The following is a 21,450-nucleotide window of genomic DNA, read 5'->3' on the forward strand; positions in this document are numbered from 1 at the left end:
ATCCCTTTCAAAAAATTATATAAGTATCTTTAATACAATTTATGAAACTAATATAATAACTGTTCTTATTAAACATAAAATATATACTTTTATGCCATTTTACATAAAATAAGTAATTTCAACAGCTTTATGCTATTTTTTATATATTATGTCAGTGATATGTCAGAATTTAAAATGTTTTTTATTTTGTTTTTATGTTATAATTACTTAATAATTGTTATTTCAAGGAGGGGAAAATGAGTTTTGCATTTATAAGAAAAAGAAGTAAAAATTACATAGTTTATTTAGAATATAAGGATAGTATTACCGGTAAAAATAAACAAAAAAATATGGGGTCATTCGAGAAAAAAAGAGATGCTTCTAAGAAGCTAAGTGAACTTCGAGATAGTATTTATAACGATCAATTAGCTTCACCAGATTCTATGAATTTAGAATGTTTTTTAATCGATTTTTTAGAAAAACATAAAGTCAATTTATCTATAACTACTTATAATTGTTACTTACGAATTTGTAAAAAGTATTTAATTCCTATGCTAGGTCATTACAGATTAAATGAGTTAAGGCCGGTTCATGTTCAAAATTATGTAGATGATTTAGTCGGAATACTCACTCCTCAAACCATAAAAGTACATATAAATATATTAAATTTAGCACTAAAAAAAGCTTATAGATTAAGAATAATAAGAGAAAATGTAGTTGATTGTATAGATGTACCTAGGATAAAAAAGTTTAAAAATAATATATATAATAGAGACGATTTAATTAAGTTATTGGAGATTTCAAAAGGAACACCCCTAGAATTATATATTCATTTAGCCAGCGGACTAGGACTAAGAATTTCTGAAATATTAGGTTTAACATGGGATAATATAAACTTTAGCGAAAACACTATAACAATAGATAAAATTACAGTTAGAGATAACGGACAAGTTATTTTAAAAAATCCCAAAACTGAAACATCTGAAAGAACTATTTCTGCACCTAGTGAAATTATGCTTATGTTAAAAAATCATAAAAAATCACAACTTGAATTAAAATTAAAAAGAGAAGCTATGAATAAATTAAACTTACTCTTTTTTGACAAGAATGAACGCCCTATAGCTCAAGATGTAATTAGTAAAAAATTCAGTAGATTTTTATTAGAACATAATTTAGAACATATAAGATTTCATGACCTTAGACATTCTCATGTTACTTTACTTATAAATTCAAAAGTTCCAATAAAAGTTATATCAGAAAGAGTTGGTCACTCAAATATTAATACAACTCTTAATATATATGCTCATGCACTTAAAGAAATGGATTCAGAAGCAAGCGATAAAATTTCCGAATCATTATTTAGATTAGGTTGATTATTGGTAAGAAAACAAACCTTTTATATCCTATTGTAAAAGGTTTGTTTTTTGTTTTAATATAATTAATCGTAATAACTTGAATTTAGCTTAAAATCGATTTTAACAATTATAAATGTTATTTAACGTAAAAATGAGTTTTTTCGTTTCCTTTAACATTATTATGTAAACTATTTTGTTTTATATTGTCTATTTATAATAGAAAATATAAATTCTGTAATTGATTTTATAAATTCAGTTGTATCTTCTAGATAAGGAGTATGTTTTCCATTTATTATTTTAATTACTTCATTTTTGAATTTGAAATTTTCAAAATGTCTTACTCCTATAGCATAATCTTCACTACCTGTTATTATTAATGTAGGAGTATTAATTTTTTCACTAAACTTACAATAATCTAAAAAATAACTTTCATTATCAAATGATTGATTAGACATATTTGTATTTACAATTTCATCATCTATACTATTCATTTTAATGTAGTTATTATAATCTTTATATTGTAATATGTAATACTTATCTTCTTTGACTAAATTGTAGGCTATTTGTTTCCACTCTTCTATTAAACTTATTTCATTTTCTTTTCTTGTAATATTTAATAGTTCACAGCCTTTATTTATTTGACTTTCTAGACTCTGATTAAAATTAAGAGTACAATTTGCTAAAATTAATCCGTCTACATTTTCTTGATATTTATTTACATAACTAGTTGCTATTATCCCTCCAAAAGAATGAGCTAATAATACCCACTTTTTTACATTGAGCTTTTTTCTTATTAATTCAATATCCTCTACTATTTTATTTATAGAGTAATCTGTATTTTCATAACCTTCTGATCTTCCACATCCTCTTTGATCTAAATAAATCATTTCAAAATTTTTCTCTAATTGTTTTCCACAGAAAATTTCAAAGTCTTTGCTCCATGCTCCTGGTCCTCCATGTATAAAAATACAAGGTATGCCTTTTCCAGATTTTTTAACATATAGTTTTAATTTATCATTTGTTTCTATAAACATATTTCCCTCCAACGTTTCTATTAAATAAGTTGTTTATATTTAGATTATTGTTTTGAATAATTAAATAGGCAGCAAGATACTATCTGCTACCTATTTAATCAAATTATCATATTATTATATACATTTTTCTATCTTCTTTATTGCATAATCTATAGCAACTTCTAAATTACCGTTATTTTTTCCTCCTCCTTGTGCTAGAGTTGAGCTTCCTCCTCCTCTACCATCAACAAGAGTGATAGTATCTTTCAATAAGTTGTTCATATTTATCTTAGACAAGTTTTCATTGCAAGCAAATATCAAATTAACCCTATCTTCACTTTTAATTCCTATTAATGCAACAGAATTTTCAAACTCTACTATTTTATTAGCTATTTTTAGTGCGTATTTTGAATTTTGATTATCATAAACCTTTTTGACTATATTTATATTTTGAACCTTTTCGCTATTTGCTAACATTTCTTTTATTTCATAATCAGATACAGCTTCTTCTAATTTTTTGTTCTCTCCTAAGGCAATTTCTAATCTTTCATGCAAGTTTTTTATTCCTTTAATAGCTTCTTCTTCTCCACAACGTAAATACTTACATATATCATTTAAACATAAATCTCTTTTTGCTGAATAATCAACTGCTCTTTGACCCGCCAAAAACTCTATTCTAGTTGCTCCTCTACTCTTCTCCCACCTCTTTATCTTTATCATTCTAAGATCTAAAGTAGACTTTGGATGAACACCACAACAAGCATTACTATCTAAATCTCCTATTTTTACAATTCTAATTTCTTCTGCAGTGTCTGGTAAATCTCTCCTTATCCAAATCTTTTTCAATTCTTTTTTAGAAGGGGTAAGAGTTTCTAAAAGTATATTTTCACCAATGATTTTATTTGCATATTCTTCAGCTTCTTTTATTTCTTCAGCTGAAAGAATTGTTTCTATATCTACTGTGCTTACTTCCTTCCCTAAATGGAAACCAACAGTATTTTTCTTAAATAAAGTATAAAAACATCCTGAAAGTACATGCTGTGCAAAGTGTTGGTGCATACCATCTTCTCTACGCTGCCAATCTATAAAACATTTTACTTTATGTATCTTTATAGGTTTTTTTTCTACAACATGATAAACTTTCCCATCTTTTTCATAAGTATCTATGACATCATGTACATCTATTTTACCTAAATCGCAGAATTGACCTCCCCCTCCTGGGAAGAATGCTGTTTTATCAAGAAGTATATGAAATTTATTATCTATTTCTAATATTTCTTCTATCTCTGCAGTAAATTCTTTTATGTACTGATCTTTATAATATAATTTTTCCATTATTCCTCCTATTAACATATATCTTAGCTTCCAATAAGTTAGAATATAATATTAAATTTATTTTATAATTGTAATTTTACACTAATTGGTTACTTTTATAAAGTTTTTATGTATAAAATAGTATTATTTGTATACATTTTTATTTTCTCAAATTTTAAAAAATAAAATTTATTATTCATTTGAATTTATTTTTTAAAGTAAAATGCGATTTTATCCACTGAAGCGACTTAAAATAATTAAGTCATTGTTTAAAATTATATAATTTGAATTACTTTTTATATATATAGAAAAAGCACCTATAATTTTTTCTTAAAGGTGCTTTTTAGAACAATATTAAAGTAATTTTTTCAATTTAAATATAACTATTCCAACAACAATTATAATTAACATTACAAAAATAGTTAACGGATATCCAAAAGTCCATTCAAGCTCTGGCATAACTTTGAAGTTCATTCCATAAATACCGGTTATAATAGTAAGTGGAGCTGCTATTCCTGTAAGAACTGTAAGCTTTGTAATTAATACATTTGTTTTTTCTGCAACTTGAGAAGAATATATATCTAATAGCTTATCCGCTAATTCTCTTGTAGATAACGCAAAGCTGTATAATTTATCTATTCCAAAATCAATACCTTGTAAGTTGTCTAAATTATATTTTTTTACATCTGAATATTTTAAATACCTTATATTTTCTTTTAAGATTCTATCACCTATATATAAAAGTGGTCTTGTATTTTTTACAACAGTCCTAGTTATTCCTCTTATATAATTTATCTTTGATACATGATCATCTATAGCACCTTCTAAAATTTCATCTTCTAACTTAAGAATCATGTCTTCTACCTTTTCAAGACTTTCAAATTCATGTATTATTATATTTTTAAATATTAAATAATTAATTTTAAAAAGACTTACTATGCTAGGTGTATCTTCCATTTTTATATTATTTAAGATCATATTTTTAACAAACTCATATATAAAGTGATTTTCGCTACAAACAACCAATATAAAGTTATCTGATAGATAGATATTTACTTCTTCTATTTCAGCTTTATTATCTACAATTTCAAAAGTATTCACACTTAGAAAATCATATTTTTCAAACAAATCAAGCTTTATATTTTCATCAAATTTAAGACAATCTTTAAATGTAATTTCGTCTATTTTTAAAATATCCTTTAGAAGCTTTAATTCATCGACAGAACTTAAAATTAGGTATGAATCATTTTCATTATAAAAGCTTTTTTCAAATTTATCTTTTTTTTCTCTAGTTTCTAAATTTAAAATATGCATTTTATCACCTTGATTTATTATTAGTCAAAATCAAGATGATAATACATGAATTTATGTATTATTTATATATATTAGCTTTTTCTATGAACTTATTGTATAGCTTTAGCATATGAGGTTCATTTATTACATACTCATCTAGCTTATTTATTGGTATCCACATTACTCCACTATTTTCATCTTCTTTAATACTTAAAGGTTCATCCTCATCAGCTTCCATTAAGTATGCAATAGATAAGTGTAAATGAGGTGCTACGTATTTACCATTTTTCATATGGCTTTTTACATCTAAAACATCTAATGAGAAAATACCATCACCGATTATAATAGCATTTTTAACACCTGTTTCTTCTTCAAGTTCTTTCATAGCAACATTAAAAAAATCACTATCTCCATCATTATGACCACCCATCCATGACCATGTATTATAAATATTATGATGTACCATAAGTACTTTATCACGATTTTTATTAACTACAAATGTAGATGAAGTAAGATGTGCTATTTCATTATTTCGTGTAAGTATATCATCAAAGATATCTGCACTTTTTAATATAATATCTTTATCTTTAGATTCTTGTTCATTAAATGGCTTATATTTTTTTATACTATTAATCCAACTCAATATAATCATCCCCTTTATATTTTTTAATTTTATAATTATTTTACCACAATTAATTTATTTATGCTGTTTAATCAAGTAACTAGTTATAGCTTTAATAATGTATAAATTATTTAAGTATATGATTTAATACTTGTTATATTCACATTTTTTTATAACTTCACATATATTATAGTAAGATTTTAAAATCTTATATAGGAGTTGATAATATGTATGAATATGCTTTAAAATTTTTACATCAATATGTAGAAATCTATACTTATTTATCTCAACAAAAGCTATACGGAACAATTATCAAAGTAACTCCTGCTGAAATAGTTTTAAATAGAGAACATATAGATAAAGCTTCTAGTAAAAATTATGATCTTTATATTCCTTTAAATTCTGTCATATCTATAAAAAAACTAGATTAAAAGTTTTGCTATCATATTAAACTAAATATTAAAAGTAAAAGCCACAGCAATCAATGCTGTAGCTTTTTTTGATTTTTATTTTATTAACTTAAAAATAGACTTAAATAAACCATTATATATTTTTTCAAAAATCTTTAAAGATAATATATATGTTATAAACAATGGACTTATTATAATTACCCAATTAGTTAAAATATGTTTATCCCATGTTGGTATAAAGTAAAAAATTAAAATAACTACGTAAATATGAAATGCATACACATACATTGTAGATTTTCCCATTTCAGAATAGAAAGTTTTCTTATTTGGTGTTATAGCACATACAAATATACTTAAAATAATGCTACTTAAATAAAGTACTATTCTATAAAATATACCTTGCCATATATTTAAACCTAGTTCAGTATAAGAATAAGAACCATATAAAAACTTATAATCCAATATTTTATTTTCTGCTATAAACAATGCTATAGCAACAAATATAGTCAATCCTAAAATAGCAATCCATATATTTACCTTATCATCTACTTTTTTTAATTTTTCCATATCTGTATAATACCCAAGCAAGAAAAATGGTAAGAATACTACAGTTCTAGAAAAAGATAATATAGATCCATTCGAAACAAGTCCAACTACTAATCCTAATGCAAAGCTTATAGGTAATATATACTTAATTTTAACTAAGTATTTAAGAGATATCCTCCAAAAAAATAAACTGAGTAAAAACCATAAAGTCCAACCAGGATATAATAATGGAAAACTATTTTGTCCAGTATAAATATAAGCTAGAGTATACCAAATTATATTAAGTACTATATATGGAATTAAAAGTGTTTTTAAATATATTTTTTTACTTTTATTAATATTTTTTGAAAGAAAACCTGATATAAATATAAATAAAGGCATATGAAAGATGTATATAAACATATAAACTCCCATTAGTGTAGTATTTGTATTTATATATCTCTCTATTAAATGGCCAAAGACAACTAAAAATATTAATATAAATTTAATGTTATCTATAAAGTAATTGTTTTTCACATCTTCCATCTGTGCACCTCATTTTAATCATTTGCATTATCTTTCAACTTCTTTCAAGTTCTCTACCTCTTTTATAAAATCTAAAATATACTTAGAGTATTTATTACCTTCTCCTCTTACAAGTTCTATAGTATCTTCATGCTCTGCCTTTTTTATTATTTTTAATAGAGTATTTTCATCTAAATTTTGTATTTTGTCTATAAAAGAAATTGAAGTATTTACATCTATAAGTGAGTCGCTATCACCATGTATACACATAATAGGTATATCAACTTCTTTATTATTAATTAAATTGATAGGATTAGCTTTATCTACCTTACCTTTATATACATAGTTTCTTATAAGAATTTTAGAGTATGTAGAACTACACTTAAAAAAGTCTAATACTCCTGATATTGAAATAAATCCTTTTAATATTGATGGATTAATCCCATACTTTTCTTGTCTTTCGTGGTCAAATACAATATGAGCTGCTAGTTCTCCTCCTGCAGAGTATCCAGCAACAATTATATTATTTACATTTGGATTGATTTTTATAAAATTACTTAAAGCTAAAAATACATCTTCTATTTGTGTTGGATACCTATAAGCCGGAACTAATCTATATCCAGCTAATACAGTTGTATAACCCATTTTATAAAAATATTTACCTACACTGCTATATAGTGATGGGCTTCCATGCCACCATCCACCACCATGGATAAAAAATATAGTTGATTTAATTTCATTTAAAGAAGTATATGGTTGATATAATTTATAATACTGCTTTCTATTTTCTCCATATTTTATTTTTTTTCCTTTTATATTAAAATCTCTTATATAGCTATAAACTAAAGTTCTATTAATACTTCTTGCTTTTCGTCTTAATTTTTTTAAAGTTGTATTTTCCATTAATTTTTATTTATAAGTCCTTTCATCTATTTTTAGTACTTTAAATTTAATCTTAAAATAAAAAGACATGAATTCTAAACCCATGTCTTTTTATTTATAGTATATCTCATTTTCAATTATTTATTTTATTTTTTATAGTATATCTTAGTATTTTATTTTTGATTCACATTTACAGTGCTTTTAATGCAGCTATATTTAATAAACTCCAAGGTTTATTGAAATGTGGTTGGAAGAAGAAATCAGTCATTGCTAATTCTTCAATAGTCATTTCATTTTGAATAACTACTGATAAAGTATTAGCAAACTGAGTTAAGTCTATTTTAGATACTATTTGACCACCTAATACTTTTCTACTATCTTTATCAAATACTAATTTTAAAGTAGCTTCTTCATATGTGGGCATAAATTCAGGTCTATAATTGTCTGTAGCTATTACTGAATCTATATTTAAATTTGTTGTATTCTTTGCAACTTCTTCTGTCATTCCTGTAGACGCTATACATTGGCTATATATTTTTATGCCTGATGTTCCTTGAGTTCCCATATATTTAAGAGTAGGTTTAACTAAGTTTTTACCTATAAGAGTACCCATTCTAACTGCATTTGTTGCTAATGGTATATATCTTGTATCATTTGCTGGATTAAATTTAACAACACAACAATCTCCAGCGGCGAATACATCTTTTTCACTAGTTTGCATATATTCATCTATTATTATAGCTCCATTTGGTAGCGTATCTAGTTTTCCTTGTATTAATTTTGTACTAGGAGCAAATCCTATACATAGTATTACTAAATCAGCTTCAAATTCATCCTTATCTGTTACTACTTTACTTACTTTTGAATCATTTCCTTCAAACTTTTGAACCTTTTGACCTAATACTAAATTAACACCTTTTTCTTTAAATTCCTTTTCTGCAATATCTGTAAATTCTTTATCTAAATATTTAGCCATTATTCTATCTTCTGCATCTATTAGAGTAGTATTTTTCCCTTGTATTTCAAATGCTTCTGCAAGCTCTACACCAATATATCCTGCACCTATTATAACTACATTCTTAGCATCACTACATTTACTTGTTATTGTCTTAGCATGATCATAGTTTTTACATAAAACTATATTATCAAGATTTCCACCTTCAAAATTTGGAACTATTGGCCAAGAACCTAACGTTAAAACAAGTTTATCATAACTGTCTTCAAACGTTTCGCTTGTTAATAAATTTTTAACTATTATACTTTTATTTTCAAAATCTATATTTAAAACTTCATGTTGCATATTAGTTTTTATACCTAATGTTTGTAAGTTTTCTGGTGAATTATAAAATAGTTTTTGCGTATCTTTTACCACATCTGCAACATTTAGTGCTATTCCACAAGATAAAAATGATACATTATCATTTTTTTCATATATAACAACTTCGCTTTCTGGATATTTGTCTTTTATATTAACAACTGCAGCAGTACCTGCATGTGTACATCCTATAACTATAACTTTCATTAATTATCCCTCCATATTGGTAATTTTTTAACATGTTATATTAATACCCGATATTTATAATTTAAAACACAATTATTTTTTTATTACAAATTTATATTAATATATATAACTATTAAAATAGCACTCTATAAATTATATTAAACGGATGTATAAAAAAAGTATGTATATTTAATAAATATACATACTTTTTTATTTATATTGATTTTATAAACTTAATTACATCATCTATTATCCAATCTGGAGTAGAAGCTCCTGCTGTTACACCAATTGTATTATATTTTTTTAAAGAATTTGAATCTAAATCATCTTTGGTTTCTATTGCAAATGTATTTACAAACTCTTTACATATATTAACTAGTTTTTGAGTATTTGAACTATGTGTTCCTCCTATAACAATCATACAATCTACTTCTTTAGATAACTCTCTAGCTGCTTGTTGTCTTACTTTTGTTGCTGAGCATATTGTATTATTAAATATTACATCATTAGTTCTTTTAGAAATTTCATCTACTATTTTTAGGTATAAATCTGAATTGATCGTTGTTTGAGCTACTACGCAGTATTTTTTAGACTTATCTAATTTAACTTTTTGTAAATCTTCTATCGTCTTTACTATAATTGAGTTATTATTGCACCATCCATTTATACCTATTACTTCTGGATGTTTACTATCACCTATAACTATTATTTCATATCCTTTTTTACTATATTCTTTAACTATTTTATGAATTTTTTTTACAAATGGACATGTAGTATCTACTATAGCTATTTGCTTTTTATCTGCATTTATATATACTTCTTCTCCTACTCCATGAGATCTTATTATCATGCTATTTTTATCTGGAATGCTTGAAATATCTTCTACAGTTACTAGACCCTTTTCTTCATATTTACTTACAGCTTGCTTATTATGAATAAGAGGACCTAAAGCATAAATTCCGTCCTCATTAGCTTCTAATTTATCCCAAGCCATTTTCATAGCTCTCTTAACCCCAAAACAAAATCCTGCTTCTTTAGCTATTTTTACATTCATTTCTTATCTCCCTATAGTTCTTATTTAAATTATAGATTTTTGTGTAATTTATGTATTTATTTAGAATGTATATAATAATTTTCTTTTATAACCTCTAATACATTTTGAGCCAACCTTTCATTCTCTTCTGTTGTAAGCTTTTGTTTGTAGTATTCTTCAAAAGATATAGGTTTATCTATATATATTGTAACTCTATTAAAAAGTTTATAATTACTTATAATAGATATTGGTACTACTTGAGCTTTTCCTTTTATTGCAAAAACTGATAGTCCCGCTTTTGCTTGTCCAAATCCAGGCTCTTTAATTCTAGTCCCTTCAGGGAATATACCTAATACATACCCATCTTTTATAGATCTTAAAATATTTTTTATCGTAGACACATCAGGCTTTTCTCTATTTATAGGAATAACATTTAACTTATTTAAAATAAATCCTAAAGGTTTTATTTTAAATAATTCCTTTTTAGCTATTGCTGCTACCTCTCTATTTCTTATAGCAGAAGCTAAAAATATTGGATCTAGATTAGATTTATGATTAGCTGCTATTATGATATTTCCTTCATCTGGAATGTTTTCTTCTCCAATTACTTTATATTTGTAAAATACATTAGAAAAGCATCTTAATACACTTGTTACAAACTTATAAAAATTCACGCTTATCTCCCTTCAATTTAAACATTACAATTATTAAAGTACCTCATTTTAAAGGTACTTTAATAATTGTAATTTAATTTATAAATTTATTTTAGACAATACAGATTCTACAACTTCATTTATATCTTTTCCTGTAGTGTCTATCTCTATAGCATCTTCAGCCTTAACTAAAGGTGCAAATTCTCTATTTGAGTCTATTTCATCTCTTTTTATTATATCATTTATTATTTCGTCAAGTTTAACTTCATATCCTTTATTTACAAGTTCTTTATATCTTCTGTTACCTCTTTCTTCAGGCGTTGCCACTAAGAAAAATTTATAATCTGCGTTAGGAAAAACATAAGAACCTATATCTCTACCATCTAGTATAACAGAGTTTTTTTCACCTATTTCTCTTTGAACATCAACCATTAAATATCTAACATCTTTTATTTTAGCTACATTAGACACGTTGTTGCTAACTTCCATTGTTCTTATTTCTTCTTGTAACAAGTTTCCATCCATATATATATTGTTATCTTTAAAATCAATTTGTGTATCTTTAGCTATCTTTATAACTTCATTTTCATTATTTATATCAATTTTATTTTGAAGGCATTTGTATGTTACTGCTCTATACATTGCACCTGTGTCTATATAATTTATATTTAGTTTTTCTGCTATTATTTTAGCTATTGTACTTTTACCTGCACCTGCTGGTCCATCAACTGCTATTACTAAATTTTTCATATGTTGTTCTCCTAATTAACTATTAAATTTTTAAATATTGCTTTCCAAAAACAAGGCTTCCTATTTATAATTCATCCTTTGTTATATCTGTCCTTAAATTTTTAGAGTTATTTAGATATATATGTCTTATATCACTTTTGTTTTTTTCAGTGTTTACATACATCATAACTCTTATACACATTCTTAAACTACCTTCTATATATTTTTCCTCGAAGTTTAGCATAGGAACATCACAAATATTTAAAATTTCTCTTACTGCGACAGAAGGATATACCTTATCTAAATCACTTGTCATAGTAAAGCACATACTTATTATATCTTCTACATCAAGTAAATTTTCAATTATTATAGTTTGAATTAACTTTGCACTTTCATCTAAAATTTCTTGTTTATTATTAGATGTTACAGTTGTAGCACCTCTTATTGCTAATACATTCATATTATCACCTACACGCTTATTCCAGCAAGATACCCCGTTGAGAAAGCTATTTGTAGATTATATCCACCAGTTTCTGCATCTATATCTATTACTTCCCCCGTAAAGAATAGATTGTTTATAATTTTTGATTCCATATTTGATGAATTTATCTCTTTAACAGAAATACCACCACAGGTTACCTGAGAAGTTTTTATTCCTTTACTTCCATTACATGTTAACTTCATATTTTTTATACTTTCTACTATTTTATTTTCGTCAGATTTAGTTAACTCATTTGCTTTTTTATCTGTCAATTCTAATATAGAAAATACTTCCTTTAAGAAGTTTTGTGGTAATATTCCTTTCAAGTTATTTAACACATTTTTATTCGGGTTTTCTCTTATAGTGTTAGATATTTCATCCACGCTGATATTTGGTAAAAAGTCTATATTTAATTCTAATTCATTTTCATCTATATATTTATTTATATGAGATGAAAACTTTAATACAGCTGGACCAGTTAAACCAAAATGAGCAAATAACATATCACCAATTATAGCTATTTTTTTCTTTTTTATTTTGCAAGAAATTTCTACATTTTGCATAGAAATACCTTGTAAATTTTTAATCCACCCTTCTTTTACTGTAATAGGAGTAAGAGCTGGATAAATTTTAGTTATAGTATGATTGTATTTTCTAAGTATTTCATACATCATACCATCTGAACCTGTATGAGGGTAGCTTTTACCACCAGTAGATATTATAACTTTGTCTGCTAGTAGTTTCTCACCATCTTCTATTTTTACTCCTATTACAGAATCATTTTCTACTATAATGTCTACTACTTTTTTATTTAAAAGTATCTTTACTTTATTTTTAGTTAAGTCATGCCTTAACATGTCAATTACTTCTTCTGATTTATCTGATTTTGTATAAACTTTATGATCATTAAAGTCTTCTACTTTATACTCTAGACCATTTTGTTCTAAGTAAGATAACAAATTCATATTTGTAAAAGTATAAAAGCTACTATATAAAAATTTTTTGTTAGTTACTACTTTTTCAAAGAAGTCTTCAATATCCCTATTATTAGTGATGTTGCATCTTCCTCCACCAGTAACTTTTAATTTTTTACCTAACTCTTCATTACGATCTATCAATATAACCTCATGATTATTTTTTGAAGCTGAAATAGCTGCCATCATTCCTGATGGACCTGCTCCAACTACGATTACTTTAGCCATAAATTTACTCCTATTCCAATGCTGAGTTATTTATTTTCTCATTATTTTTTATATGACTTGTATCATTCATTTTTAATACTACAGGACCATAATCTCTGAATTCAACCATATTTAAAGCTGTATTGTCTTGTTTTATTCTATAGATATTTTCCATTCCTGAGTTTAAGAAAGATAATAGCATAACTCTAACTGTTACAGAATGACTTACAAGTAATATATGTTTATTATCGTATTTTTCATTTATTTCCTTTATAAAACTATCTACTCTTTCCTTTATTATATGAAGAGTCTCTCCACCTTCTATATTTACTAGATGTGGCTCATTTCTCCATGTAGTATAAGTATCTAAATGGTCTTTTTTTATTTCTTCGATTAATAGACCTTCCCATGCTCCAAATCCCATTTCTCTAAGTGATGGAGTTTGTTTTACTTCTATTCCTATTTTTTGTCCAACTATTTCAGCTGTTTGAACAGCTCTTCCTAAATCACTGCTATATATCAAATCTATCGGATAATTTAACATAGCTTCTGCAAGTTCTAAAGCTTGTTCTTCTCCTTTTTTAGTTAAATCTGAATTTCCATGTCCTTGAGTCTTTCCTAATATATTCCAATTAGTTTGTCCATGTCTTACTATGTAAAAAGTATTTGCCACTGTTATGTCCTCCTAAATTGTAATTATTTTAAACGTTTATCAAAACTTTATTATACCATAAACACGTTCTATTAAAAAGATTAATAAAATTTTATAGTAAATTTATCCCTTATCTATTAATATTTCTATTTGAGCTAAAGATTTAATTTCTCCATAACTGTTAGCTCTTGTCATTATGGATACTTCATGAAAATCTCCTTTTGTTTTTATATTATTTATTTTTATGTACTCTTTCATTATGTCATAATATTTTTTAGTATCATAAAAAGTATCATCAAAATATAAAGTTAAATAGTCTCCTTTAGGTAAAGTTATTATTTCTTTATCTGTATTTAAAATATTATCTAACTTTATCATTGTCTTTATATAAGTTAACTTATCTTTATTCATTAAATCGTCATAAGATGTAGCAAATACTATTTTATAATTAAAGCTATCATAAATTTTTTCTACTTCTAAAAGAGTTTTTCTTAAATTCATTTCAAATTCTTCATTATATCTTCCTGAGTAATCATATTTTATTAATTTTCTCATCTCATTATGTTTTGTAAACACAGTGTTCATACCTTTATTTAAAGAGTCTATTATATCATTTTCCAGATTTTCTATACTATTTTTTATAGAATTTAATTCATATAGTTTTTTATTTATTATTTCTTTTTGATTATTAAAAGTATTTAAGATAGATTCTAAAGAATCATAGTCGTTCATAACGTCCTTTATTTCATCTAATGGTATTCCTATTGCCCTGCATTTTTTTATTATATCCATTTTTATAAAGCTTTTCATAGAATAATATCTATATCCCGTTTTTTCATTTATATAATCCGGTTTTAAAAGATCTTGTCTATCATAATGCCTTAATGTTTCAATAGATACGTTATTAAGTTTTGCCATTTCTCCTATTGAAAAATATTTTTCCATGTAATCACCTCTATATAATTTTAACAATATATAATATTATACAAAAAACAACAACTTATATTAAACCTATTTGTAATATTATTATATTTATCCAAACAAAAAAGGAGTTTAAAAACTCCTTTTTATTATAATATGCTATATTTTTCTATTTTTATGCTACTTCATAAACATGTTCTATAGACTTGTTAGTAGAAGTATTTATATTTGATATTATATTTATTGCTACAAATGTTAAGCATTCTGAAAGTAGTGTTCCTGCCCATATTCCATTTGCACCAAATATCTTTGAAAGTACTATTAAAGATATTGGTAAGAATATTACTGATCTAAATAAACATATTATTGTAGATAATTTAGGCATTTCTATAGCTTGATAGTACACTATAGTTCCTATATTTAAACCTACAAAGAAATAACTTAAACTTGTAAGTCTAACACCAAAGTAAGCTATTTCTAAAACTTTAGGATCATTTGTAAATATAGATATTAGCTCTCTTCCAAATAAATAACAAACTAAAACGAAAAATCCAGTTGTTATTATAGATGCAATACTGTTTATTTTATAAAACCCTAAAACTTTATCGATGTCTTTTTTACCAAAATTATAGCTTATAAGTGGTTGCGCTCCTAATGTTAAACCAAATAATACCATGTAAATGTTAGTTCCTATATAATTTATTATACTATATGAAGCTACACCAATTTCACCCATAACTTTTACTAAAACTACATTGTGTATTAAAACTATAAATGAAAAACTTATTTGAGATAAAAATGATGGGAATCCTATTTTTAATAAGTTATTTATAGTCTCAAGTTCTAAATTTACTCTACCAAAAGATAAGTAACCTTTTTGCTTTAAAAAATGAGGTAATAACATTGCAACTGTCACTATTTGTCCAAGACCTGTTGCTATTGCTGCTCCTTTTATTCCTAAACCGAATTTAAATATAAATACATAATCAAGTATTACATTTGTTATAGCTCCAGCTATAGTCGATATCATTGCAAGCTTAGGTCTATTATCATTTCTTACAAAACTATTTAAAACTATACCAACTAAGTTAGGTATACAGAATAAAGCATAGTATCTTAAATAGTCTACTGATAAGTTATGAAGTGTATTTGTCGCTCCTAGAACTTTTACTATTCCATCTGTAAATAATACACACACAATACTTATTATTATCGATAATAATAATAAAAACTTACATACTTGTCTAAAAATATTTACGGCCTTTTCTATATTCTTAGCACCAATATTCTTAGAAACCAATGCTCCACCACCAACGGCCATCATATTCGCTATACCAACTAGCATTACTGTAAATGGTAAAACTATGTTAACAGCTGCAAGAGCATTATCTCCTACACCTTGTCCAACAAATATACCATCAACTATTGTATAAAGTGCTGATACTAACATAGCAAATGCAGATGGTACAGCATACTTTAAAAATTCACTAACCATACGAATTCACCTCTTCTAATATTATTCCTTTAAAAATTATAAACTCTTTTGTAACAAAAGAGTCAATATTTTTAAATTGTTAAGTTTTTAATTTTTAGAAAGGTTATTTTTTCCATTTATATTAATTAAATGATATAATAGTTATTTGTTAAGACTATTGATATATATTGATAATTTTAGTCATTAATTTTGGAAAGGAGATATTTTATGTTTTCTAATTTATTAATTAAATTTTTTATTAAAAATAATGAAGATATCCAAAATGAAGAGGTTCGAAATAAGTATGGATATTTAGCTGGTGCTGTAGGGATAGTTGCTAATTTGTTATTATTTATTGTAAAGATTTCAGTAGGTTTAATAACATCTAGTATAGCTGTTACCGCAGATGCATTTAACAATTTTTCTGATATGGCATCATCTATAATAACTATGGTAGGTTTTAAACTTGCGAGCATGCCACCAGATAAGGAACATCCTTTTGGACATGGTAGATTAGAGTATATATCAGCTTTAGTGGTAGCTTTTATGGTTATGCTGGTTGGGATACAGTTTGTAAAATCATCAATTGAAAGAATTTTAAATCCTATTCCAGTAAAATTTCAACTAATACCTTTTATTCTTTTATTTATTTCTATATTAGCTAAACTTTGGCTGAGCAATTTTAATAAATTTGTAGGAAATAAAATAAACTCATCAGCACTTAAAGCTGCTTCTGTTGATGCTTTAGGAGATGTATTTACTTCTTCTTGCGTTGTTGTATCATTCTTAGCTGCTAGGTTTACTAATCTGCCTCTTGATGGTTATATTGGTATACTGGTTTCTCTTGCTATATTGTATGCAGGATTTACGTTAGTCAAAGAAACTATAAGTCCACTCCTAGGAGAAGCACCTGACTTAGATCTTGTGCAAAAAATCAATGAATATGTCTTATCTTATGAACATATTAGTGGTGTACATGACTTAATTGTACATAATTACGGTGTCGGAAGATGTATAGCTTCTCTTCATGCTGAAATTCCATCTAATATAAATATTATGACTATTCACGATATTATTGATAAAGCTGAAAGAGAAATTTCTAAAGAGTTAAAAATTCATTTAGTTATTCATATGGACCCTGTATGCGTTGAGACTAAAGAAGTATCAGAAGCTAGAGAAGAAATTCAAAATATCATAGATTCTAATTCTAATATCAAGTCTATGCATGATTTTAGAGTTGTAGGAGACGGAGATAAAAAAAATTTAGTTTTTGACATTGTTGTATTCCATGAAAATAAAGTTAGTGATGATGACTTAATAGACTATATTAATAATGAAATAAAATCTATTCATCCTCAATATAACTGTATTATTACTGTAGACCGAGAATATCATTAACCATACAATGAGTGTATATTTATAGGAGGAATTTTATGAATGTTTGGAGTGAATTAATTAACCTATATCCATTTTTAGATAAGCTGAATGCAAAATCTCAAACTATAATAAAAAATGCTTTAATTGTAAAAGATTTCAATGAAGGTTACACTTTAATTCATGAAGGAGCTTCTTGTTTAGGTTTTTCATTGATAATTAAAGGTTCCATTAGAGTGTATAAACTTTCAGATAAGGGACGAGAAGCTACACTGTACAAATTAAATGCAGGTGATACGTGTTATCTATCTATGTCTTGTATGCTTAGTGAAGATTCTTATCCAGCTTTTGCAGAAGTTTTAGAACAATCTATAATTGTTTTTATACCAAGTAATATATTTAATGAATTTGTTTATAATACATTAGATTTCCAAAAGTATATATTTAAAAATCTTTATAGTAAATTTAATGACGTTTTAGGTGTTCTAGAAGAAATTGCATTTGAAAGAATTGATGTTAGAGTTGCTAAATACTTACTTTTAACATCTCAAAAAACTAATAATAGTAAATTTATATACCTAACTCAAGAAAAAATTGCACAAGAGCTTGGAACTAGTAGAGAAGTTATTAGCAGAATGCTTACTGATTTTAAAAATAAAGAAATAATAACTTCTCAAAGAGGAAAAATCACTATATTAGATTTTGAAAAACTTAAATCTATATCTAGCTTAGTAAAATAATAAAAGGAGCAAATCTCTATATTGAGAATGCTCCTTTTTTGTTTTTATAGCTGGTATTATTTATTATAATACTCTTTTAGCCCATAAATACACTCCATTCCAATAAGATGTATTTATATTTGTTCTTTTTACAACATCACCTGGCTTAGGTGCATGTATCATTTCACCATTTCCTATGTATATACCTACATGACTAACGCTTCCGCTTCCATCTGTACTTGAGAAGATTAAGTCACCTGGTTGAAGGTTTGATCTACTTACAGTTGTTCCATACCCAGATTGTTCTCTTGAAGTTCTAGGTAAATTAACACCTGCAGCATTTTTATATACATAATAAGTTAATCCTGAACAGTCAAATGAACTTGGACCTTCAGCTCCCCATACATATGGTTTACCTAATTGTTGCTTAGCTAAATTAACTACAGCTTCTCTAGCATTAGTTGATGGTTTTTCATTTTCATCTCCACCACCTGGATTTCCTCCTAGAGAGATATAATCAGAACTAGCCCAGCCTATTTTTCCACTAGACAGTTTTACTTTATACCATCCATTTGATTTTGCTATTAACTCTACAGTTTGATTTCTTTGTAACGTTGCTATAACAGAATAACTAGTTCCAGCTCCACTTCTTACATTTAATGAACTAGCAGTAACAGTTCCATATCCTGACACTGACTCTTCTCCAGATCCACCTGAGTTTCCACCAGATCCACCTAAGCTTATATAATCAGCACTAGCCCAACCTACTTGGCCATTTGATAATTTTACTTTATACCATCCATTTGATTTTGCTATTAATTCTACACTATTATTTTTGTATAGCTTTCCTACTATAGAATAGCTAGTTCCAGCTCCACTTCTTACATTTAATGCAGATGTTGTAACTGTTCCATATCCTGATACTGACTCTTCTCCAGATCCACCTGAGTTTCCACCAGATCCACCTAAGCTTATATAATCAGCACTAGCCCAGCCTATTTTTCCACTAGACAGTTTTACTTTATACCATCCATTTGATTTTGCTATTAACTCTACGCTATTATTTCTATAAAGTTTTCCTACTATAGAATGACTAGTTCCAGCTCCGCTTCTTACATTTAATGCATCTGCTGTAACTGTTCCATAACCTGATATTGATTCTTCTCCAGAACCACTTTCAGATCCCCCTATTTTTATATAATCATTACTAGCCCATCCTGTTGTTCCATTTGATAGTTTAACTTTATACCACCCATTTGATGAATCTAGTATATCAACTGTATTCCCTCTATATAATTTACCTATTATTGAGTTAGAAGTACCTGGTGCACTTCTTACATTCAATACATCTGTAGTTACTATTCCACTTTCATTTGCATAAGCGTTTGTAGCCCCCATAGTAAGTGCTACAGTACTTAGTCCTATAGACATAACTATGTTTTTCTTTACCATACCATTCCTCCTTAATATTATAAATTTTTAGAGATTAGTGATTTTTCGACACTTAATCTCTATACTCATACTACTATATAAATTTTCCTTTGTAAACAAAAAGTTACAAATTAATTACAAATATGTTACATTTTTGTTACCTTTTGTAATTAATTTGAAGGTATGATAAAAACTTTAATACTTAAAATATTTTTTCTATTATATTTAATCAAAGCTGTTAAAATAGGATTCATTTGGCTCAAATAAATCTTTTTTATTTCTATTATGTCTGAATTTTGACATTTCTTCATATATCTTAATTCTAGCTATATTTATATCTCCAATAGGTCTATGATCTAATAAGCTATGCCCTGGAGAAAAAGATAATATTTCTGCCAAGTCATATCTTTGTTTAGTTGTAAAAACCTGTACAGGAATTTTTATCTGACCTAATTTAATAAATGGAGCTTTTTTTTCATCCCATTTAACTGATGCATCATTTATAGGCATTTCTTTATCATTAGTTTGTATTTGAATCATAAAATCAAATACTGCTTCATTAGCTTTAAGATGTTTTTGCATATTACATGTCAAATAGTTTGATGTAAATTTTCTAGGTAATGTACTTTTGTATACTGATTTTGGAATTAAAGCATATTTAACCTTTTTATCTCCAAACATATATGGAGTAGTACTGTAATATTTTACATCTAGAGGGCTAGTTTCATGTTTCATATTCTTTAAGCTATTAATAATAGCTTTGAAGTTTCCATTGAAAAGAAATTTTGTACCAAGCATTATAGGATTTAATTTTGTTGTGTAATAAATAACATCATGAAAAAGTTTCAATGTTCCTATTGGCATAATTTCATTATTTATAAACAAAAAATCTTGAGTATATTTTTCATCATTAGTACATTTATTACCATGTACATTTAAAACTTTAATTGAAAAACCTCTAAAATCTCTATATTTGTCACTTTTAATTTTAGGATTAGAATTTGATACACGAATAATAGCTGGATAAGTTTTATATTCATTAAATATACCTACTTTATATTCATCTGGTAAGTTTTTATCAACTATAAAATATGCTTTTAAAAGTCCAATACATTTGGCATGAGCATCTCTTTTTGTATTGCCTTTAGAGTACTCTTTCATTAACTTTTTCTTTAACATCAATATAATGTTGTCTGTTAGCTGATCTTGATTATATCTACTCATCTTAAATCTCCTTATATTATAAATTTTATAATATATATTATTTACAGTTTGGCAAATTTAATTTAAATACTTACTCTAAGTTAGTTATAATCAATATTTTATGTAGTATAAGTACTTAATAATAAAAAGGAAATATCTACAATACTAAATTATTAAAAT

Annotated in this window: 21 protein-coding genes; 4 read left to right on the forward strand and 17 right to left on the reverse strand. The window is 26.1% G+C overall.

The features are described 5' to 3' along the window. The first annotated feature begins 236 nt into the window (after positions 1–236). Positions 237–1,352, forward strand: a complete 1,116-nt coding sequence (locus tag BLP75_RS07990; RefSeq protein WP_092725136.1) for a tyrosine-type recombinase/integrase — start codon at positions 237–239, stop codon at positions 1,350–1,352. A gap of 170 nt (positions 1,353–1,522) precedes the next feature. Here the strand turns inward: BLP75_RS07990 and BLP75_RS07995 are convergent, their stop codons facing one another. The 4 genes from BLP75_RS07995 to BLP75_RS08010 all read right to left on the reverse strand — a co-directional run bounded on the left by BLP75_RS07995 (position 1,523) and on the right by BLP75_RS08010 (position 5,597). Next, positions 1,523–2,368 (reverse strand): alpha/beta fold hydrolase, encoded by an 846-nt coding sequence (locus BLP75_RS07995; protein WP_092725137.1) that lies wholly within the window; start codon positions 2,366–2,368, stop codon positions 1,523–1,525. Positions 2,369–2,482: 114 nt separating this feature from the next. Further along, a complete protein-coding gene (locus BLP75_RS08000) occupies positions 2,483–3,682 on the reverse strand; it encodes an alanyl-tRNA editing protein (protein WP_092725138.1) in 1,200 nt (399 codons plus the stop codon). A gap of 333 nt (positions 3,683–4,015) precedes the next feature. Further along, positions 4,016–4,975 (reverse strand): magnesium transporter CorA family protein, encoded by a 960-nt coding sequence (locus BLP75_RS08005; RefSeq protein WP_092725139.1) that lies wholly within the window; start codon positions 4,973–4,975, stop codon positions 4,016–4,018. 58 nt (positions 4,976–5,033) lie between these two features. Beyond that, positions 5,034–5,597, reverse strand: coding sequence for an NUDIX hydrolase (locus BLP75_RS08010; protein ID WP_092725140.1), 564 nt, complete (start codon positions 5,595–5,597; stop codon positions 5,034–5,036). A 206-nt stretch (positions 5,598–5,803) separates the two neighbouring features. Here BLP75_RS08010 and BLP75_RS08015 point away from each other — a divergent pair, with 206 nt between their 5' ends. Further along, positions 5,804–6,007: a hypothetical protein gene (locus BLP75_RS08015; RefSeq protein WP_092725141.1), complete on the forward strand. Its 204-nt coding sequence runs from the start codon at positions 5,804–5,806 to the stop codon at positions 6,005–6,007. A gap of 75 nt (positions 6,008–6,082) precedes the next feature. Here BLP75_RS08015 and BLP75_RS08020 read toward each other — a convergent pair whose 3' ends face one another. The 11 genes from BLP75_RS08020 to BLP75_RS08070 all read right to left on the reverse strand — a co-directional run bounded on the left by BLP75_RS08020 (position 6,083) and on the right by BLP75_RS08070 (position 16,564). Beyond that, on the reverse strand, positions 6,083–7,057 hold the full coding sequence (locus BLP75_RS08020) for an acyltransferase family protein (RefSeq protein WP_092725142.1): 975 nt from the start codon (positions 7,055–7,057) through the stop codon (positions 6,083–6,085). Positions 7,058–7,084: 27 nt separating this feature from the next. Continuing rightward, entirely contained in the window at positions 7,085–7,939 is an 855-nt protein-coding gene (locus tag BLP75_RS08025) for an alpha/beta hydrolase (RefSeq protein WP_092725144.1), read from the reverse strand. 169 nt (positions 7,940–8,108) lie between these two features. Further along, entirely contained in the window at positions 8,109–9,440 is a 1,332-nt protein-coding gene (locus tag BLP75_RS08030) for an FAD-dependent oxidoreductase (RefSeq protein ID WP_092725145.1), read from the reverse strand. A 193-nt stretch (positions 9,441–9,633) separates the two neighbouring features. Continuing rightward, positions 9,634–10,473, reverse strand: a complete 840-nt coding sequence (locus BLP75_RS08035; protein WP_092725147.1) for a 4-hydroxy-3-methylbut-2-enyl diphosphate reductase — start codon at positions 10,471–10,473, stop codon at positions 9,634–9,636. 56 nt (positions 10,474–10,529) lie between these two features. After that, on the reverse strand, positions 10,530–11,126 hold the full coding sequence (locus tag BLP75_RS08040) for a lysophospholipid acyltransferase family protein (protein WP_092725148.1): 597 nt from the start codon (positions 11,124–11,126) through the stop codon (positions 10,530–10,532). 78 nt (positions 11,127–11,204) lie between these two features. Continuing rightward, complete coding sequence (gene cmk, locus BLP75_RS08045; protein WP_092725149.1) at positions 11,205–11,855, reverse strand: (d)CMP kinase; 651 nt, start codon at positions 11,853–11,855, stop codon at positions 11,205–11,207. A gap of 64 nt (positions 11,856–11,919) precedes the next feature. After that, entirely contained in the window at positions 11,920–12,294 is a 375-nt protein-coding gene (aroH, locus tag BLP75_RS08050; protein ID WP_092725150.1) for a chorismate mutase, read from the reverse strand. 8 nt (positions 12,295–12,302) lie between these two features. Continuing rightward, positions 12,303–13,517 (reverse strand): BaiN/RdsA family NAD(P)/FAD-dependent oxidoreductase, encoded by a 1,215-nt coding sequence (locus BLP75_RS08055; RefSeq protein ID WP_092725151.1) that lies wholly within the window; start codon positions 13,515–13,517, stop codon positions 12,303–12,305. Positions 13,518–13,527: 10 nt separating this feature from the next. Then, on the reverse strand, positions 13,528–14,169 hold the full coding sequence (locus BLP75_RS08060) for a histidine phosphatase family protein (RefSeq protein WP_092725152.1): 642 nt from the start codon (positions 14,167–14,169) through the stop codon (positions 13,528–13,530). 102 nt (positions 14,170–14,271) lie between these two features. Next, positions 14,272–15,093, reverse strand: coding sequence for a MerR family transcriptional regulator (locus BLP75_RS08065; protein WP_092725154.1), 822 nt, complete (start codon positions 15,091–15,093; stop codon positions 14,272–14,274). 151 nt (positions 15,094–15,244) lie between these two features. Next, positions 15,245–16,564 (reverse strand): MATE family efflux transporter, encoded by a 1,320-nt coding sequence (locus BLP75_RS08070; protein ID WP_092725156.1) that lies wholly within the window; start codon positions 16,562–16,564, stop codon positions 15,245–15,247. Between the two features lie 207 nt (positions 16,565–16,771). Here BLP75_RS08070 and BLP75_RS08075 point away from each other — a divergent pair, with 207 nt between their 5' ends. Both BLP75_RS08075 and BLP75_RS08080 read left to right on the forward strand, forming a co-directional pair. Continuing rightward, positions 16,772–17,941: a cation diffusion facilitator family transporter gene (locus BLP75_RS08075; protein WP_092725158.1), complete on the forward strand. Its 1,170-nt coding sequence runs from the start codon at positions 16,772–16,774 to the stop codon at positions 17,939–17,941. A gap of 35 nt (positions 17,942–17,976) precedes the next feature. Continuing rightward, entirely contained in the window at positions 17,977–18,657 is a 681-nt protein-coding gene (locus BLP75_RS08080) for a Crp/Fnr family transcriptional regulator (protein ID WP_092725160.1), read from the forward strand. Positions 18,658–18,720: 63 nt separating this feature from the next. Here BLP75_RS08080 and BLP75_RS08085 read toward each other — a convergent pair whose 3' ends face one another. Further along, positions 18,721–20,088: a C40 family peptidase gene (locus BLP75_RS08085; RefSeq protein ID WP_092725168.1), complete on the reverse strand. Its 1,368-nt coding sequence runs from the start codon at positions 20,086–20,088 to the stop codon at positions 18,721–18,723. 204 nt (positions 20,089–20,292) lie between these two features. Beyond that, positions 20,293–21,291 carry a catalase family protein gene (locus tag BLP75_RS08090; protein WP_092725170.1) on the reverse strand — a complete coding sequence of 333 codons (999 nt, stop codon included), beginning with the start codon at positions 21,289–21,291 and terminating at the stop codon, positions 20,293–20,295. Positions 21,292–21,450 lie beyond the last annotated feature (159 nt).

Origin of the sequence: Romboutsia lituseburensis DSM 797, assembly GCF_900103615.1 — a bacterium.
Taxonomy (GTDB): domain Bacteria; phylum Bacillota; class Clostridia; order Peptostreptococcales; family Peptostreptococcaceae; genus Romboutsia_F; species Romboutsia_F lituseburensis.

Excerpts from the sequence above, each read along its gene's own strand:
- cmk (WP_092725149.1), bottom strand. The coding sequence starts at position 11,855 with ATGAAAAATTTAGTAATAGCAGTTGATGGACCAGCAGGTGCAGGTAAA.
- BLP75_RS07995 (WP_092725137.1), bottom strand. The coding sequence starts at position 2,368 with ATGTTTATAGAAACAAATGATAAATTAAAACTATATGTTAAAAAATCT.
- BLP75_RS08065 (WP_092725154.1), bottom strand. The coding sequence starts at position 15,093 with ATGGAAAAATATTTTTCAATAGGAGAAATGGCAAAACTTAATAACGTA.
- BLP75_RS08070 (WP_092725156.1), bottom strand. The coding sequence starts at position 16,564 with ATGGTTAGTGAATTTTTAAAGTATGCTGTACCATCTGCATTTGCTATG.
- BLP75_RS07990 (WP_092725136.1), top strand. The coding sequence starts at position 237 with ATGAGTTTTGCATTTATAAGAAAAAGAAGTAAAAATTACATAGTTTAT.
- BLP75_RS08020 (WP_092725142.1), bottom strand. The coding sequence starts at position 7,057 with ATGGAAGATGTGAAAAACAATTACTTTATAGATAACATTAAATTTATA.
- BLP75_RS08085 (WP_092725168.1), bottom strand. The coding sequence starts at position 20,088 with ATGGTAAAGAAAAACATAGTTATGTCTATAGGACTAAGTACTGTAGCA.
- BLP75_RS08000 (WP_092725138.1), bottom strand. The coding sequence starts at position 3,682 with ATGGAAAAATTATATTATAAAGATCAGTACATAAAAGAATTTACTGCA.
- BLP75_RS08025 (WP_092725144.1), bottom strand. The coding sequence starts at position 7,939 with ATGGAAAATACAACTTTAAAAAAATTAAGACGAAAAGCAAGAAGTATT.
- BLP75_RS08005 (WP_092725139.1), bottom strand. The coding sequence starts at position 4,975 with ATGCATATTTTAAATTTAGAAACTAGAGAAAAAAAAGATAAATTTGAA.
- BLP75_RS08055 (WP_092725151.1), bottom strand. The coding sequence starts at position 13,517 with ATGGCTAAAGTAATCGTAGTTGGAGCAGGTCCATCAGGAATGATGGCA.
- BLP75_RS08090 (WP_092725170.1), bottom strand. The coding sequence starts at position 21,291 with ATGAGTAGATATAATCAAGATCAGCTAACAGACAACATTATATTGATG.
- BLP75_RS08015 (WP_092725141.1), top strand. The coding sequence starts at position 5,804 with ATGTATGAATATGCTTTAAAATTTTTACATCAATATGTAGAAATCTAT.
- BLP75_RS08080 (WP_092725160.1), top strand. The coding sequence starts at position 17,977 with ATGAATGTTTGGAGTGAATTAATTAACCTATATCCATTTTTAGATAAG.
- BLP75_RS08030 (WP_092725145.1), bottom strand. The coding sequence starts at position 9,440 with ATGAAAGTTATAGTTATAGGATGTACACATGCAGGTACTGCTGCAGTT.
- BLP75_RS08075 (WP_092725158.1), top strand. The coding sequence starts at position 16,772 with ATGTTTTCTAATTTATTAATTAAATTTTTTATTAAAAATAATGAAGAT.
- BLP75_RS08035 (WP_092725147.1), bottom strand. The coding sequence starts at position 10,473 with ATGAATGTAAAAATAGCTAAAGAAGCAGGATTTTGTTTTGGGGTTAAG.
- aroH (WP_092725150.1), bottom strand. The coding sequence starts at position 12,294 with ATGAATGTATTAGCAATAAGAGGTGCTACAACTGTAACATCTAATAAT.